The 13,418-nt window shown below is 71.2% G+C and carries 15 protein-coding genes and 1 tRNA gene; 13 read left to right on the plus strand and 3 right to left on the minus strand.

The window, feature by feature from the left end; translation table 11 throughout:
• Positions 1–45: 45 nt before the first annotated feature.
• Positions 46–453, minus strand: a complete 408-nt coding sequence (locus ACZ6AA_RS20240) for an NUDIX hydrolase (protein ID WP_150217308.1) — start codon at positions 451–453, stop codon at positions 46–48.
• Between the two features lie 107 nt (positions 454–560).
• On the opposite strand from ACZ6AA_RS20240, the gene ACZ6AA_RS20245 reads away from it, so the two are divergent.
• The 10 genes from ACZ6AA_RS20245 to ACZ6AA_RS20290 all read left to right on the plus strand — a co-directional run bounded on the left by ACZ6AA_RS20245 (position 561) and on the right by ACZ6AA_RS20290 (position 7,503).
• Entirely contained in the window at positions 561–1,346 is a 786-nt protein-coding gene (locus ACZ6AA_RS20245) for a GntR family transcriptional regulator (protein ID WP_468329146.1), read from the plus strand.
• A gap of 164 nt (positions 1,347–1,510) precedes the next feature.
• Positions 1,511–1,867: an SCO3933 family regulatory protein gene (locus ACZ6AA_RS20250; protein WP_471459271.1), complete on the plus strand. Its 357-nt coding sequence runs from the start codon at positions 1,511–1,513 to the stop codon at positions 1,865–1,867.
• Positions 1,867–3,246 carry an FtsK/SpoIIIE domain-containing protein gene (locus ACZ6AA_RS20255; RefSeq protein ID WP_471459273.1) on the plus strand — a complete coding sequence of 460 codons (1,380 nt, stop codon included), beginning with the start codon at positions 1,867–1,869 and terminating at the stop codon, positions 3,244–3,246. Before ACZ6AA_RS20250 ends, ACZ6AA_RS20255 begins: the two co-directional genes overlap by 1 nt.
• 88 nt (positions 3,247–3,334) lie before the next feature.
• Positions 3,335–3,991, plus strand: a complete 657-nt coding sequence (locus tag ACZ6AA_RS20260; protein WP_471459275.1) for a DUF2637 domain-containing protein — start codon at positions 3,335–3,337, stop codon at positions 3,989–3,991.
• A gap of 30 nt (positions 3,992–4,021) precedes the next feature.
• Positions 4,022–4,213 carry a mobile element transfer protein gene (locus ACZ6AA_RS20265; RefSeq protein WP_365859152.1) on the plus strand — a complete coding sequence of 64 codons (192 nt, stop codon included), beginning with the start codon at positions 4,022–4,024 and terminating at the stop codon, positions 4,211–4,213.
• 14 nt (positions 4,214–4,227) lie between these two features.
• Positions 4,228–4,422, plus strand: a complete 195-nt coding sequence (locus tag ACZ6AA_RS20270; protein WP_471458174.1) for a hypothetical protein — start codon at positions 4,228–4,230, stop codon at positions 4,420–4,422.
• A gap of 25 nt (positions 4,423–4,447) precedes the next feature.
• Positions 4,448–4,693 (plus strand): SpdD protein, encoded by a 246-nt coding sequence (locus ACZ6AA_RS20275; RefSeq protein ID WP_471459451.1) that lies wholly within the window; start codon positions 4,448–4,450, stop codon positions 4,691–4,693.
• Between the two features lie 164 nt (positions 4,694–4,857).
• Entirely contained in the window at positions 4,858–6,177 is a 1,320-nt protein-coding gene (locus ACZ6AA_RS20280) for a replication initiator (protein WP_471459277.1), read from the plus strand.
• The gene (locus tag ACZ6AA_RS20285; RefSeq protein WP_471459279.1) at positions 6,170–6,352 is read left to right on the plus strand and encodes a helix-turn-helix domain-containing protein; all 183 of its coding nucleotides are present in this window, start codon (positions 6,170–6,172) and stop codon (positions 6,350–6,352) included. The genes ACZ6AA_RS20280 and ACZ6AA_RS20285 overlap by 8 nt, the downstream gene beginning before the upstream one ends.
• Positions 6,352–7,503 (plus strand): tyrosine-type recombinase/integrase, encoded by a 1,152-nt coding sequence (locus ACZ6AA_RS20290; protein WP_471459281.1) that lies wholly within the window; start codon positions 6,352–6,354, stop codon positions 7,501–7,503. Before ACZ6AA_RS20285 ends, ACZ6AA_RS20290 begins: the two co-directional genes overlap by 1 nt.
• Before the next feature lie 76 nt (positions 7,504–7,579).
• Here the strand turns inward: ACZ6AA_RS20290 and ACZ6AA_RS20295 are convergent.
• A tRNA-Arg gene (locus tag ACZ6AA_RS20295) sits at positions 7,580–7,655 on the minus strand.
• A gap of 203 nt (positions 7,656–7,858) precedes the next feature.
• Entirely contained in the window at positions 7,859–8,758 is a 900-nt protein-coding gene (locus tag ACZ6AA_RS20300) for a LysR family transcriptional regulator (protein ID WP_468457035.1), read from the minus strand.
• Between the two features lie 153 nt (positions 8,759–8,911).
• Here ACZ6AA_RS20300 and ACZ6AA_RS20305 point away from each other — a divergent pair, with 153 nt between their 5' ends.
• The 3 genes from ACZ6AA_RS20305 to amaB all read left to right on the plus strand — a co-directional run bounded on the left by ACZ6AA_RS20305 (position 8,912) and on the right by amaB (position 13,364).
• The gene (locus ACZ6AA_RS20305) at positions 8,912–10,129 is read left to right on the plus strand and encodes an NAD(P)/FAD-dependent oxidoreductase (RefSeq protein WP_471459283.1); all 1,218 of its coding nucleotides are present in this window, start codon (positions 8,912–8,914) and stop codon (positions 10,127–10,129) included.
• A gap of 33 nt (positions 10,130–10,162) precedes the next feature.
• Positions 10,163–11,632 (plus strand): 2-oxoadipate dioxygenase/decarboxylase, encoded by a 1,470-nt coding sequence (gene hglS / locus ACZ6AA_RS20310; RefSeq protein ID WP_471459285.1) that lies wholly within the window; start codon positions 10,163–10,165, stop codon positions 11,630–11,632.
• A 181-nt stretch (positions 11,633–11,813) separates the two neighbouring features.
• Positions 11,814–13,364 carry an L-piperidine-6-carboxylate dehydrogenase gene (gene amaB, locus ACZ6AA_RS20315; protein WP_468457029.1) on the plus strand — a complete coding sequence of 517 codons (1,551 nt, stop codon included), beginning with the start codon at positions 11,814–11,816 and terminating at the stop codon, positions 13,362–13,364.
• The last annotated feature ends 54 nt before the right edge of the window (positions 13,365–13,418 follow it).

A 13,418-nucleotide genomic window follows, 5' to 3' on the forward strand; every position in this document is an offset into this window, starting at 1 on the left:
CAAGTTCCTTCGTGCTGGTAGGCCGCCATGTGCAGCGGGTTCGAGCTAGACGAGTTTCACGCCGTCATGGGCGCGAATGGCCGGCGGGGATGCTGCGTCGAGTGCGTCCAGTACGCGGATCGCGTAGGCCTCGTCGGCGAGTTCGGTGACTTCTTCGCGGGTCGCCCAGCGCAGAGCGCGGGTCTCGTCGCCGGTGGTGGGCGTACCGTCGGCGGCCTCGCAGCGGAAGACCATGGAGACGATCAAGCCCGTCATGTTCTTGTAGATGCCGGTGAGGGTCGCCGGAAGCACGATCTTGATTCCGGTCTCTTCGAGGACCTCGCGTTGCAAGGCCTCGGGGATGGTCTCTTCGCGTTCGAGGATTCCGCCCGGGGGCTCCCACTTGCCGTTGTCCCGGCGCTTGATCAGGAGGGCACGATCCTGATCGTCGACGATGACTCCGGCAACGCTCACGGAGTGCGGACGGTCAGTGCTCACGGTCCTCGACCCTCTCGGATGGCTAGGCTTTCCACCGTAGCAACAACACTCGCCCACTCGTCTAGATACCTAAAGGAGTACACGTGACGTCACTCCCGAGCCTGCTCGGCGACATCGACCCCACGAGTGATCGTGCAGTCTTTCGGCAGATCGCCGACCAGCTGCGCGAGGCCATCGACCGTGGGCGATTCAAGGAGAGCGAAAAGCTGCCTTCGGAGGCCGAACTCGTCGAGCACTACGGCGTATCCCGGATGACCGTTCGGAACTCCTTCTCCGTGTTGCAGGGCGAGGGCCTGGTCCATGCCGAGCATGGCAAGGGCGTCTTCGTACGACCGCGGCCTCCCGTGCGACGGCTCGCCTCCGACCGCTTCGCCCGGCGCCACCGCGAGCAGGGCAAGTCTGCCTTCATCGTCGAGGCCGACGCGGCGGGAAGTCATCCGCAGGTCGACAGCCTGGAGGTCAAGGAGGAGAAGGCCAGTCAGGACATCTCCACCCGGCTTGGCTCGGTGCGGCGGGTGCTCGCTCGGCGGCGGCGGTATCTGCTCGACGGCCGGCCGGTCGAGTTCGCCACCTCCTACCTCCCGCTCGACATCGCGCGCGGCACGCAGATTGCCGAGCCCAACCCCGGTCCTGGCGGCATCTACGCCCGCCTCGAAGAACTGGGCCACCACCTCGACCACTTCGACGAGGAGATCCGGGCCCGGATGCCCGCACCGTCCGAGGTGAAGACGCTCCGGCTGGCCTCCGGTGTACCCGTGATCCACCTGGTCCGCACCGCGTACGACACCGAAGGGCGGGCCGTGGAGGTCTGCGACACCGTCATGGCGGCGGACGCCTACGTCCTGTCGTACCAGCTCCCGGCCACGTGAGGGCCTGACGACTGTGGCGCGCGGTGGTCCTCACCCTGAACTCGTATACGCCAACAGGCCTACTCGTATAGACGAGTTGGCAAGTTGTGTGGCACAGTGGACGGCGTTCCCGGAGATCGGGTTCGAACGCCGCATCTTGTATAGACGAGTAGATGGGAAGAACCTTGCGAACCATTCGCGTGGAGACCTCGGCCGCGACGATCCTGCTTACTGAGGCGCCCGAGCCCAAGGTCCGCGACCGTCAGACCGGCGAGATCGCCAAGGACGCCACCAGCGGTGAATCGCTGATGACGATCGGCGTCGTCTACATCGAGGAGGGCGAGTCGTCCCTGATCAAGGTGACCATCCCGGAGAGCGGAGTGGCCGAAGGGCTGACGCTCGGTGCGCCGGTCTCGCTGCCGGGACTCGTCGCCCGACCGTGGGAGAGCGTCTTCAACGGCCAGCAGCGGCACGGCATCGCCTACCGCTGCGCTGCCGTCACTCCGGCCGGCTTCCCGGCCGCCATGGGGGCCTCGGCCTGATGACGGACCTGACGACGCTTCTGGAGGTGGGTGGTCCTGTCGCCGCACTCGGCGGCGGGGCTGCCTACACCCGGGCCAAGCACCCCGGGGTCTACTGGTCTGCGGTCGGCCTGCCGATATCCACGGCCCGGCTGCTCAGCTCCTACGGCTCGGTCATGGAGGCCTGCGGCCTGTCCGTGACTCCATCCCGACTGCGTGTCCTGGCGGTCAAGGCCACAACCCGTGGGGAGATCCGTCCCGTACCGCCTCGGCGCGGAATCATCCGCCCGACCACGACCGGCTTACGGCTCCGCCTGCGGCTCGCACCGGGCCAGGAACCCGCCGACGTGGCCGCCTCGGCCGAACGGCTGCGGCACGCATGGGGAGTTCACGCCGTCTACGTGACCACGGTCAAGCCTGGCGTGGTCGACCTGCGACTCGTTGGCTATGACGTGCTGCGAGAGGTCCGTATGCCGCGCAAAGCGGCGGGCGGATTCCTGAAAGTGCCCGTAGCGCTGCGGGAAGACGCCACACCATTCGTACGCGACTACCGCGTGGTGCCGCACGGCCTCTCCCTGGGCGCCACCCTGTCGGGCAAGTCCATGTACCTGCGGCACCTCGTTGCCGGACTCGCGCCGCAGCCCGTCGCCCTGGTCGGCATCGACTGCAAGCGCGGTGTGGAGCTGGCGCCCTTCGCCTCGCGGCTGTCGGCGCTCGCCACCGATCCCGAGCAAGCTGCTGAGTTGTTGCCCGTGCTCATCAAGGAAATGGAGGACCGGTACGACCTGATCAAGGCACGCCAGAGGATCGCACCAGGCACGCCGAACGAGGAGATCACCTCCGACATCTGGGGGCTTCCCGAGCAGGAACGGCCCGTGCCCGTAGTCCTGTTCGTCGACGAAGTGGCGGAACTCTTCCTCGTCGCCACGAGGAAGGAGGAAGAGCGGCGGGACGAGATGGTCACTCAGCTCATCCGGCTTGCCCAACTCGGCCGTGCGGCCGGTATCTACCTGGAGGTGTGCGGGCAGCGATTCGGCGCCGAGCTCGGCAAGGGTGCCACGATGCTGCGGGCCCAGCTCACCGGGCGGGTCTGCCACCGCGTGAACGACGAAGCCTCCGCGAAAATGGCGCTCGGCGACATCGCCCCCGAAGCGGTCTCCGCCGCCTGCGCCATCCCTGCCGAACGGCCCGGTCTCGCCGTCGCCGGTGACACCTCTGGCGGTTGGTCCCGCATCCGCACGCCGTATCTCTCCCTGTCCGACGCTGCCGAGACCTGCCGCGCGTCGGCCCACATGGTCCCCGACCTGCCCGCGCTGGAGCCCTTCCGGCCCTCCGTGCCCGCGCAGCCGGTCGAGTCCCCGGCCAACCCGGTCGTGCAGCCGCGACCGGTCACCGGCTGAGCCGCACCTTCCCGCACCCCCGGTCGGCGTGACCGTCTCGCGCCACGTCCCTACCCCTGCCATGCCTGAATCCGGAAGGAGCCGCAGCATGCGCGCCCAACTCGGCCGTATCGATGCGGTGCTCGTACAGGCCGTCATCGCGGCAGCCTTGTCCTTCGCCCACCTGCACGACGTCGCCTCGGCGGCCGGACAGGACGGGTGGAAAGCGTGGGCCTATCCGGTCTCGGTGGATCTGTTGCTCGTCGCCGCCTGGCGTCGGCTGCGGACCGGTGACGCCAAAGCCGCGGGCTGGTGCTGGTTCGTCATCGCGCTCGCGGCCTCCCTCGGTGCGAACGTCGCCACCGCCGGACTGCTCGACATGAACCACGTGCCGGCCTGGCTCCGCATCCTCGTCGCGGGCTGGCCTGCGGTCGCCTTCCTCGGCGGAACGCTCCTTGCCCACTCGGCACCGACCGGGCACGAGGTAACCGAGGAGGACGGCCGACAGCCCGAGCGCATCGACGACCAGGAGGGCGGCCAGGAGGACGCGCCCGATCCCGTACCGGAGCTCCCGCCGCCACCGGCCACCGAACCCGCGCCCACCTCTCCAACTCCCGTCTCCGTGCCGGCCGCCCTGGTCGAGCACGCCCGCAAAGTCGCCACCGAGCACCACACCCGTACCGGAACGGCCATCGACACCACGACCCTGCGCGCCCGCCTCGGCGTCCCGATGCCCATGGCCGACGCCATCGCCGCTCAGCTCTGAAAGCTCGGAACGTTCTGAAGGGAGATCCACATGAGCGCCAACCGCCGTTTCCGCTCCGTCGCCCGTATCGGTCCCGTCCAGGTCGGCACGTCGTACGACAGTCGGGGCCGCGAGAAGCACACCGCCGCCTGCACGGCCCCGCGCTGCGGCTTCTCCGCCGACTACGACAGCCGCGCCGCCGCCGAACTGGCCGCCCGGACCCACCGCTGCCCCGTGCGCTGAAAGGACCCGCCCCCGTGACCGTCAGCCTGCCGCTCGTCGTCGTCCTCGGCTTCTTCGCCTGGGGAGCGATCAAGTTCCTCGGCGTCCGCACCTGGATCGTCGTCGTGATCGCCCTGTTCGGCTTCCTGCTTTCGCACACCTTCATGGCACCCGCGATCGACTCCGGCACATGGTCCGGCGTCGACATCGTAAACGGCTCACATGACTAGACGAGTAGGTAAGGAGAACTTCGCCGTGTTCCTGCCCAAGTACCCCGACAGTCCGACGCCGCCGCCCGCGCACATCCACACCGTGGCCGATCCGGCCCCCGTGCCGCGGCCGACGCCCCAGATATCCGTCACCTCCGGGGCGGTCGTGGCCGTCCTCGTCGGCGGTGTCGTGCTGACCGCGCTCCTGGCCGCCGTCGCCGTCACGGCCATCTCCGTCGCCGTGTGCGCCGTGGTCATTCGCTCGATGCTCCGCGACCAGCGGCGGCGCTAGTCGCCAGCACTGCCAGACCCCCGGGGCGGCCCTGATACCGCCAAGCATCCGCCGCCCCGGGGGCCCTGCCCCTCCTAGCCGAAGCCAGAAGGAGAACAGCCATCATCACCCGCGCCACCCCGCCCCCGCTCCGCGAACTCGGTCAACTGGCCGCACTCGGCACCATGCCCGCGCTCCTGCGCCAGCTCTCCGGCCTCGGCGGCTGCACGCACCCGATCCGCCTCGACGGCCACCGCACCGAGCGCGCCGTGGACACCCGCACCGGCGAGATCGGCAACGTCCTCCACCACCTCGACTCCGCAGGCCTTCCGGCCGGTCACCTTCTCGTCCGCTGCAACAACCGCCGTACGACCCGCTGTGAGGCCTGCGCGGAGGTCTACCGCCGTGACACCTTCCACCTGATCACCTCCGGCCTGCGCGGCGGCAAGGGCGTCCCCGAACGGGTCGCCGCCCACCCCCGCGTCTTCGCCACCTTCACTGCTCCCGGGTTCGGCCGGGTTCACAACCGCCCCAAGGGACCGGCCCGAACAGTCCGCCCCTGCCGCTGCGGTGTGCTCCACGACCAGGAGGACGCCGCCCTCGGCACCCCCCTGAACCCCGACACCTACGACTACGAAGCGGCCGTGCTCTGGAACGCGCATGCCGGAGCGCTCTGGAGGCGCTTCTCCACCTACGTCCGCCGGGAGGTCGCCAAGCGCGCCGGACTCACGCAGCGGGCCCTCCCCGCGTACGCGCGGGTGTCCTTCGCCAAGGTCGCCGAGTACCAGAAGCGCGGTGCGGTCCACTTCCACGCGGTCATCCGTATCGACGGCCCGGGAGGCGGTGACACCCCACCTCCCGCCTGGGCGACCGCCGAGCTACTGACCGACGCCATCCGAGCCGCCGCGACCGCCGCCCGCGTGGACGGCCCGGTCGTCGACGGACGCGCCCACGCTTTCACCTTCGGCCACCAACTCGACGTACGCACGATCCGCTCGGCCGACTTCGACGGTGGCGAGGAGCTGACTGAACGGGCTGTCGCCGCCTACATCGCCAAGTACGCGACCAAGGGCGCCGAGACTGCCACGGGAGCTCTGGACCGCCCGCTGAAGTTCCTCGCCGAGCTGGCCCAGCTCGACATCAGCGACCATGCCCGCCGCATGATCCGCACCGCCTGGGCTCTCGGCGCTCGCAAGGAACTGGCAGAACTCCGGCTCCGGGCCTGGGCCCACATGCTCGGATTCCGCGGCCACTTCTCCACGAAGTCTCGCCGCTACTCGACCACCCTCGGTGCCCTTCGCACGGCCCGCGCCGAATGGCGCGCAACGCAAGCCACAGCGGCCACCGCCGCCCCGACCACCTACGGAAATCCGGAGGTGGTCGACACGACCCTCGTCCTCGCCCACTGGGTCTACGCCGGGACCGGCCTCACCGACGCCGAAGCCTGGCTCGCTGAATCCCTCGAACCTGCCCCCGGAACAGAAGGAGAACCGACGCATGCGTGACGACGAGCTGTTGACCGTGGCCGATGTCGTGGCGCGACTCAAGCTCGGACGATCGACGGTCTATGACCTGATCCGCTCGCGTCGGCTGCCTTCGCTCACGATCGGCCGGTGCCGCCGTATCCCGGCTCGGGCCTTGCGGGACTACATCGCCAACGAACTGGAGGTAGCTGCCTGATGGCTGCTAATCGCAAGCGGAATCCGAACGGCGCGGGCACCATCACCAAGCGCAAGGACGGGCGCTATCAGTGCGCCGTGTACGTGCTCCAGCCGGACGGCACCCGTGCCCGGAAGTTCGCCTACGGCAAGACCTGGCAGGAGTGTGACACCAAGCGCCGTGCGCTGCTCGCCAAGGTTGATCAGGGCGTGCCTGTGCCGACTCGTTCGGCCAAGCTCTCCGAATGGCTGCCGTACTGGCTGGACAACGTGATCAAGCCTCGGCGGAAGCTCAGCACGTACGACAAGTACGAGGCGCATGTCCGGCTGTACTTGGTGCCGGTTCTCGGTGGGAAGCGGCTCGAATCCCTCGGGGTCGCGGATGTGCGGCGCTTCCTGGTCCTTCTGGAGAAGGCGGCCACCGCAGCAACGGCCAAGGAGTCTCACCGCGTGCTGCGTTCCGCCCTGACGGCTGCCTGCCGAGAGGAACTCATCACGCGCAACGTCGCCAAGCTCGTCGAGCCGCCCCGCACGGATAACCGGGAGCTGAATCCCTGGAGCCTGGACGAGACGCTCGACTTCCTCGCAGCCTCTCGCAGAGATCCGCTTTACGCGGCCTTCGTGCTCGCCATCGCGATGGGCCTCCGGCGGGGCGAGATCGTCGGTCTGCGCTGGTCGGACCTCGACCTCGAAAACCGCGTCCTCTACGTCCGTCAGCAGACCCAGAGGCGTCGTGGCGTCCTGTACGACGACGACCCCAAGAGCCGTCGCCGTCGCGCCGTCCCGCTGCCCGCGCTCTGCATCGCACCACTGCGTTGGCACCGGATGCGGCAGTCCGCTGCACGCACGAAGGCGGGGGAGCAGTGGCACGGGTCGGGATACGTCTTCACCACCCGCACCGGCCGCCAGGTCGAGCCGCGCAACATCTACCGCTCATTCACGCGCGTCGCCAAGTCGGCCGGCCTCCGCGTCATCCGGCTGCACGACGCTCGCCACGGCACGGCCACTCTCCTCACGGCGGCCGGAGTCGCGCCCCGCGTCGTGATGGAGATCCTTGGGCACTCGCAGATCAGCATCACGATGGACGTCTACACGCACGTCGTGCAGGACACGCAGCGTGAGGCCATGAGCCACATGGACCGGCTGCTCAGGAAGCGCCCCGGTCGTCAGTGACCGTCGCCGTTGATGTCAGATCTGGATGTCATAAGGGGTCCACCTCCGAAAATCTGGAGGTGGACCCCTTATGAACTGGTGCCCCCGGCAGGATTCGAACCTGCGACACCCGCTTTAGGAGAGCGGTGCTCTATCCCCTGAGCTACGAAGGCCGGCCTTGCTGGGAACGTGGGCTGGTCCGGTGGAATCGCCGGGCCGTGTCCTGTCGCCGCAAGGGCCTGGGCTGCCGTGTGTGGCAGTCCAGGACAGCGTAGCGGATCGAGGTGTCGGGGTGGACGGTGGTGGGGGCGGTGCCTGGGCAGGGGGCAGGAGGCAGGTCGGGCTGTGGGGGCGCCGGGTTGGCCCGCTTGGGGGGCTAGGCCGCTTCGCCTTCGAGGAGGGCGATCAGTGAGGTCAGCGTGGGCAGGGACGCCGTGGCCGTGCGGTAGATCATCACTATGTGGCGTTCCGGGGGTGGGGTGAGGGGGAGCACGTCCACGTGGGAGGGGCGTAGGCGGAGCATCAGGTTGGTGACCGGGGTGACGCCGATGCCTGCCTCCACGAGGGCCAGCGCCGCCGCCGTGTCGGTCACCTCGTGGTGGACCCGGGGTTCGAAGCCCGCTCGGCGGCAGGCCGTGCGGATCGCTCGGCCGTAGTAGGAGGAGGGGGACGGGAGGATCCAGGGGAGGGGTTCGGTGTCGGCCAGGGGGAGGGGGGCGGGCGGTCGGTCGGCGTACGTGCCCGGTGGCAGCGCCAGCGCGAAGCGTTCCGTGCGCAGGTGGCGTACGCGCAGGGCCGGGTCCCGGGGGATCGGTACGTCCGGGTAGTCCAGGCCGAGCGCCAGGTCCGCCGTCCCCGACGCCACCGCGTCGTACACGTCGTCCACCTCCATGTCCCTGCTGCGCACCTCCAGGCCGGGGTGGGCCTCGCGGGCCCGGCGCAGCGCCTCGGGCAGGATGTCCGCGGCCGCCGTCGCGAACAGCGCGACCCGGAGGATCCCGGTGATCTCGGTGCGCGTGCGCTCCACGGCCGCCACGGCCTCCGCCTCCGCGGCCAGGATCAGCTCCGCGTGCGCGGCGAGGGTGCGGCCCGCCTCGGTCAGCTCCACCCTGCGGCCCGCCCGGCGCAGCAGTTCCCGGCCCGTGGCCCGCTCAAGCGCCGCGATCTGCTGCGATACGCCGCCGGGGGTGTAGCCGAGCGCGGCGGCCACCGCCGTGATCGTGCCCCGTCTGCCGAGTTCCACCAGGGAGCGCAGTTGGGCGCTGGTCCAGTTCACGTCGTGCGCCTTCCGTCCGCTCGCTTCTGCGGTGTTTCGTCCGGGGTCTTCTGCGGTGTTTCCTCCGGCGTTCCCTCGGCACGTTCGTATAGCGGCGCTCAACGGTCACGCGCAGGATCTGTTCATGGACGTCAATGGTCGCGCTGCTGCACGATGTCCGGTAGATCGAGTCGAGCCCCTGACGAACGGGAGCGCACCTTGACCTCTCCGTCCAACGCCCCCTCCCTCGTCATCGTCGGCGGCGGCGTCATGGGCGTCTCCATCGCCTTCCACCTCGCCGAGGCCGGGGTCAGGGACATCGTCGTCGTCGAGCGCGGCACGCTCGGGTGCGGCAGTTCGGGCAAGCCGATCGGCGGGGTGCGGGCGCAGTTCTCCGACCCGGTCAACATCGAGCTGGGGCTGCGCAGCCTGCGGGCGTACGGGGACTTCGGGCGTCGGCCCGGCGGCGACATCCGGTTGGAGCGGGCCGGGTATCTGTTCCTGCTGAGCGACGACGCGGACCTCGCGGCCTTCGAGGAGGGCGTCGCCACGCAGAACGCCCTGGGGGTGCCCAGCCGCGTCATCAGCCCGCGGCGGGCGCGTGAGCTGTGTCCGTACGTACGCGACGAGGGCCTCGTCGGCGCCGTGCACTCGCCGGACGACGGCCACGCCCGCCCCGGCCTCGTCATCCGGGGCTACGCCCGCGCCGCAGCCCGCGCCGGGGTCCGGTTCCGCACCGGCACCACGGTCACCGGCGTGGACCTCGACGACGACGGCGGGCGCGTCACCGCCGTCCGCACCGACCGGGGCGTCATCCCCTGCTCCACCCTCGTGTGCGCCGCCGGAGCCTGGTCCGCCGGGGTCGGCGACGCGGCCGGGGTGCGGCTGCCCGTACGGCCCGTGCGGCGGCAGATAGCCCTCACCCGGCCGCTGGACCCGCCCGCCCCGCGCATCCCCTTCACCATCGACTTCTCCTCGACCGCCTACTTCCACAACAGCGACGACGGGCTGCTCGTCGGCCTCGCCGACCCCGCCCAGGAGGAGGGCTTCGACACGACCTGGACCGAGGACTGGGTCGAGCTGTTCCGGGACGCGGCCAGGCGGCGCGCCCCCGCCCTCGCGGACCTGGAGATCGCCGACGGGTGGGCCGGTCTCTACGAGCTCACACCCGACCGGAACGCCCTGATCGGCCGGGACCGGCGCGTCTCCAACTTCCTTTATGCCACCGGGTTTTCCGGCCACGGGTTCCTTCAGGCCCCGGCTGTGGGAGAGGTTGTACGGGATCTGTACCTCGGGCGGCGGCCGGTCGTCGACGTCACCCCGCTCGACGCCGACCGCTTCCGGGAGGGCGGCGGGGCCACCGGCGGGCGGCCCGAGGCCCACGTCGTGTGACGAGCAGGAACTGTCGGACAGGGAGGCAAGTTGATGGATCATCAGGCAGCGCGCGAGGTGTCCGGCACCATCCCCGAAGGGGCCGCCCGGCTCACCCCATGGCAGCTCCGCGCCGCCTTCGCCGCCCGCCTCTCCACGATGTACGGGCGCGAGGTCCCCGCGTACACCACCCTCGTCGACGTCTCGCGCGAGGTGAACGAGGACGTGCTGCGTGAGCGCGGCGCGGACGCCGAGCGGCTCGGGGCGATCGGGCGGGTGACCGCCGAGCGGCACGGGGCCATCCGGGTCGGGACGCCCGCCGAGCTGGCGCAGGTCGGCCGGGTCTTCGGCGCCCTGGGGATGCGGCCCGTCGGGTTCTACGACCTGCGGGAGGCCGCCGCGAGCGCCGTGCCCGTCGTGTCCACCGCCTTCCGTCCGGTCGAGGGCGACGAGCTGGCCCGCAATCCCTTCCGTGTCTTCACCTCGCTGCTCACCCCGGCCGACCCCCGCTTCTTCGACGCCGACCTGCGGGACGGGCTCGAACGGTTCCTGGGGGAGCGGGAGTTGTTCCCCGCCGAGCTGCTCGCCCTCGCCGACCGGGCGGAGGCGGAGCAGGGACTGCCGGGCGGCGACGCCGAGCGGTTCCTGCAACTGGCCGTCGGCGCCTTCGAGTTGTCGCCCGAGCCGGTCGACCGGGCATGGTACGAGACGCTGGAGCGGGTCTCCGCCGTCGCCGCCGACATCGGGGGCGTGCGGAGCACCCACATCAATCATCTGACGCCTCGGGTCCTCGACATCGACGAGCTGTACCGGCGCATGACCGACCGGGGCGTCCGGATGATCGACGCCATCCAGGGGCCGCCCAAGTGGGAAGGGCCGGACGTGCTGCTTCGCCAGACCTCCTTCCGGGCCCTGGACGAGCCGCGCGCCATGCGGCAGCCGGACGGGAGCGTGGTCCCGGGGGCGCTGCGGGTGCGGTTCGGGGAGGTCGAGGCGCGGGGGATCGCGCTCAGCCGGCGGGGGCGGGCGCTGTACGACGAGCTGCTGGCGCGGCTCGACGCGGAGGGGGCGGCCGGGGTGCACGAAGGCGCCGCCCCGACCCGCGCCGACCGCGCCCGCGCCCTGTGGCCCGACCACTTCCCCCGCACCGAGCACGCCCTCGCCGAACGCGGCCTCGCCCACTTCACGTACCACGTCGTCGCCGACCGGCCCCGCGACGGCCGCACCCCGCCGCCGGACCTGCCCGGTCTGCTCCGCGAGGGCTGGGTGCGGGCCGATCCGATCGTGTACGAGGACTTCCTGCCCCGGTCGGCCGCCGGGATCTTCCAGTCCAACCTGGACGGCTCCGGCACCCGCAAGGACGGCGAGGCGGGCGCCGCGTACGACAGCGACTGGCTGTCCGGCGCCGTCGGCCGTGACGTACTCGATCCGTTCGCCCTGTACGAGGGGCAGCAGGAACGGTCCCTCGGGCGGGTGGCGGAGGAGCTGGGGATCGGGCGGGTGGAGGTGCCGCCACCCGCCTGAGCCCGGGCCCGAGCCGCGCCCACGCCCCCTGGCCTGCCCTGCCCCCGGCCCCTGACCCGCGCGTCGCCCGGCGCGTCCGCCCACCCCGAGGCCCCCCGGCCCGCACCCCCGCCCCGAGGCCCCCGGCCCGCACCCCACCCCAAAGCCCCCGGCCCGCACCCCACCCCGACCAAGGAGACCCATGCCCCGCACCCTCCCCACCACCGACGACCTCCGCACCCGCGCCCGCGCCGCCCTCGACCGCGTCGGCGTCTCGCTCGACGAAGGCGTGGGCGGCGGCGGGACCGAGCGCGAGGTCTGTCACGCGCGGACGCCCCTGACCGGCGAGCGCCTGTTCCCCGTGCCCGCCGCGACCCCCGCCGACGTCGAGCAGGCCGTGGCCGACGCGCACGCGGCCTTTCTGACCTGGCGCTCCACACCCGCCCCGCGCCGGGGCGAACTGGTGCGCCGCCTCGGCGAGTTGCTGCGCGAGCACCAGGGCGACCTCGCCGACCTCGTCACCGTCGAGGCGGGCAAGATCCGCTCCGAGGCGCTCGGCGAGGTCCAGGAGATGATCGACATCTGCGACTTCGCGGTCGGCCTCTCCCGGCAGCTGTACGGGCGGACCATCGCCTCCGAGCGGCCCGGACACCGGCTCACCGAGACCTGGCACCCGCTGGGCGTCGTCGGTGTCGTCTCGGCGTTCAACTTCCCCTGTGCCGTGTGGTCCTGGAACACCGCCGTGGCCCTGGCCTGCGGCGACACCGTCGTCTGGAAGCCGTCCGAGCTGACCCCGCTGATCTCGCTGGCCTGCGCGCGGCTCCTCGACCGGGCCGCCGAGGACGTCGGCGCCCCCGACGGCGTGCACCGGCTCGTCATCGGCGACCGGGCCGTCGGCGAGCGGCTCGTCGACGACTCCCGGGTCGCGCTCGTCAGCGCCACCGGGTCCACCCGCATGGGGCGCGAGGTGGGGCCGCGCGTCGCCGCCCGGTTCGGCCGGACGCTGCTCGAACTCGGCGGCAACAACGCCGCCGTCGTCGCGCCCTCCGCCGACCTGGACCTCGCCGTGCAGGGCATCGTGTTCGCGGCGGCGGGCACGGCAGGGCAGCGGTGCACCACGCTGCGCCGCCTCATCGTGCACCGCGACATCGCCGACACCCTCGTGGCCCGGCTCACCGCCGCCTACGCCAAGCTGCCCGTCGGCGACCCCTTCGACGAGGCCACCCTCGTCGGGCCGCTGATCTCCACCGCCGCGCTCGACCGCATGCAGGAGGCGGTGGCCCGCGCCCAGGCCGAGGGCGGCAAGGTGCTCGCGGGCGGCGGCCGGCGGTTCGCGGACATCGCGCCCGACGCCGCGTACGTCGAGCCGGTGATCGTCCGCGTCGGCGCGCAGACCGGTGTCGTACGCGAGGAGACCTTCGCGCCCGTCCTGTACGTCATGACGTACGAGACCCTCGAAGAGGCCATCGCCCTGCACAACGACGTGCCGCAGGGCCTGTCCTCCAGCATCTTCACCCGCGACCAGGCCGAGGCCGAGCTGTTCCTGTCCGCCGAGGGCTCCGACTGCGGCATCGCCAACGTCAACATCGGCACGAGCGGGGCGGAGATCGGCGGGGCGTTCGGCGGCGAGAAGGAGACCGGCGGCGGTCGGGAGTCCGGGTCCGACGCGTGGCGGGCGTACATGCGGTCCGCGACGAACACCGTCAACTACTCGGGGAGGCTGGCGCTGGCGCAGAACGTCAGCTTCCTGTGAGGCCCTCGTTTCCTGTGAGGCGCCTGTTTCCTGTGAGGCCCTCTGAGGTTACGT

The organism is Streptomyces sp. NPDC040610 (assembly GCF_055594065.1).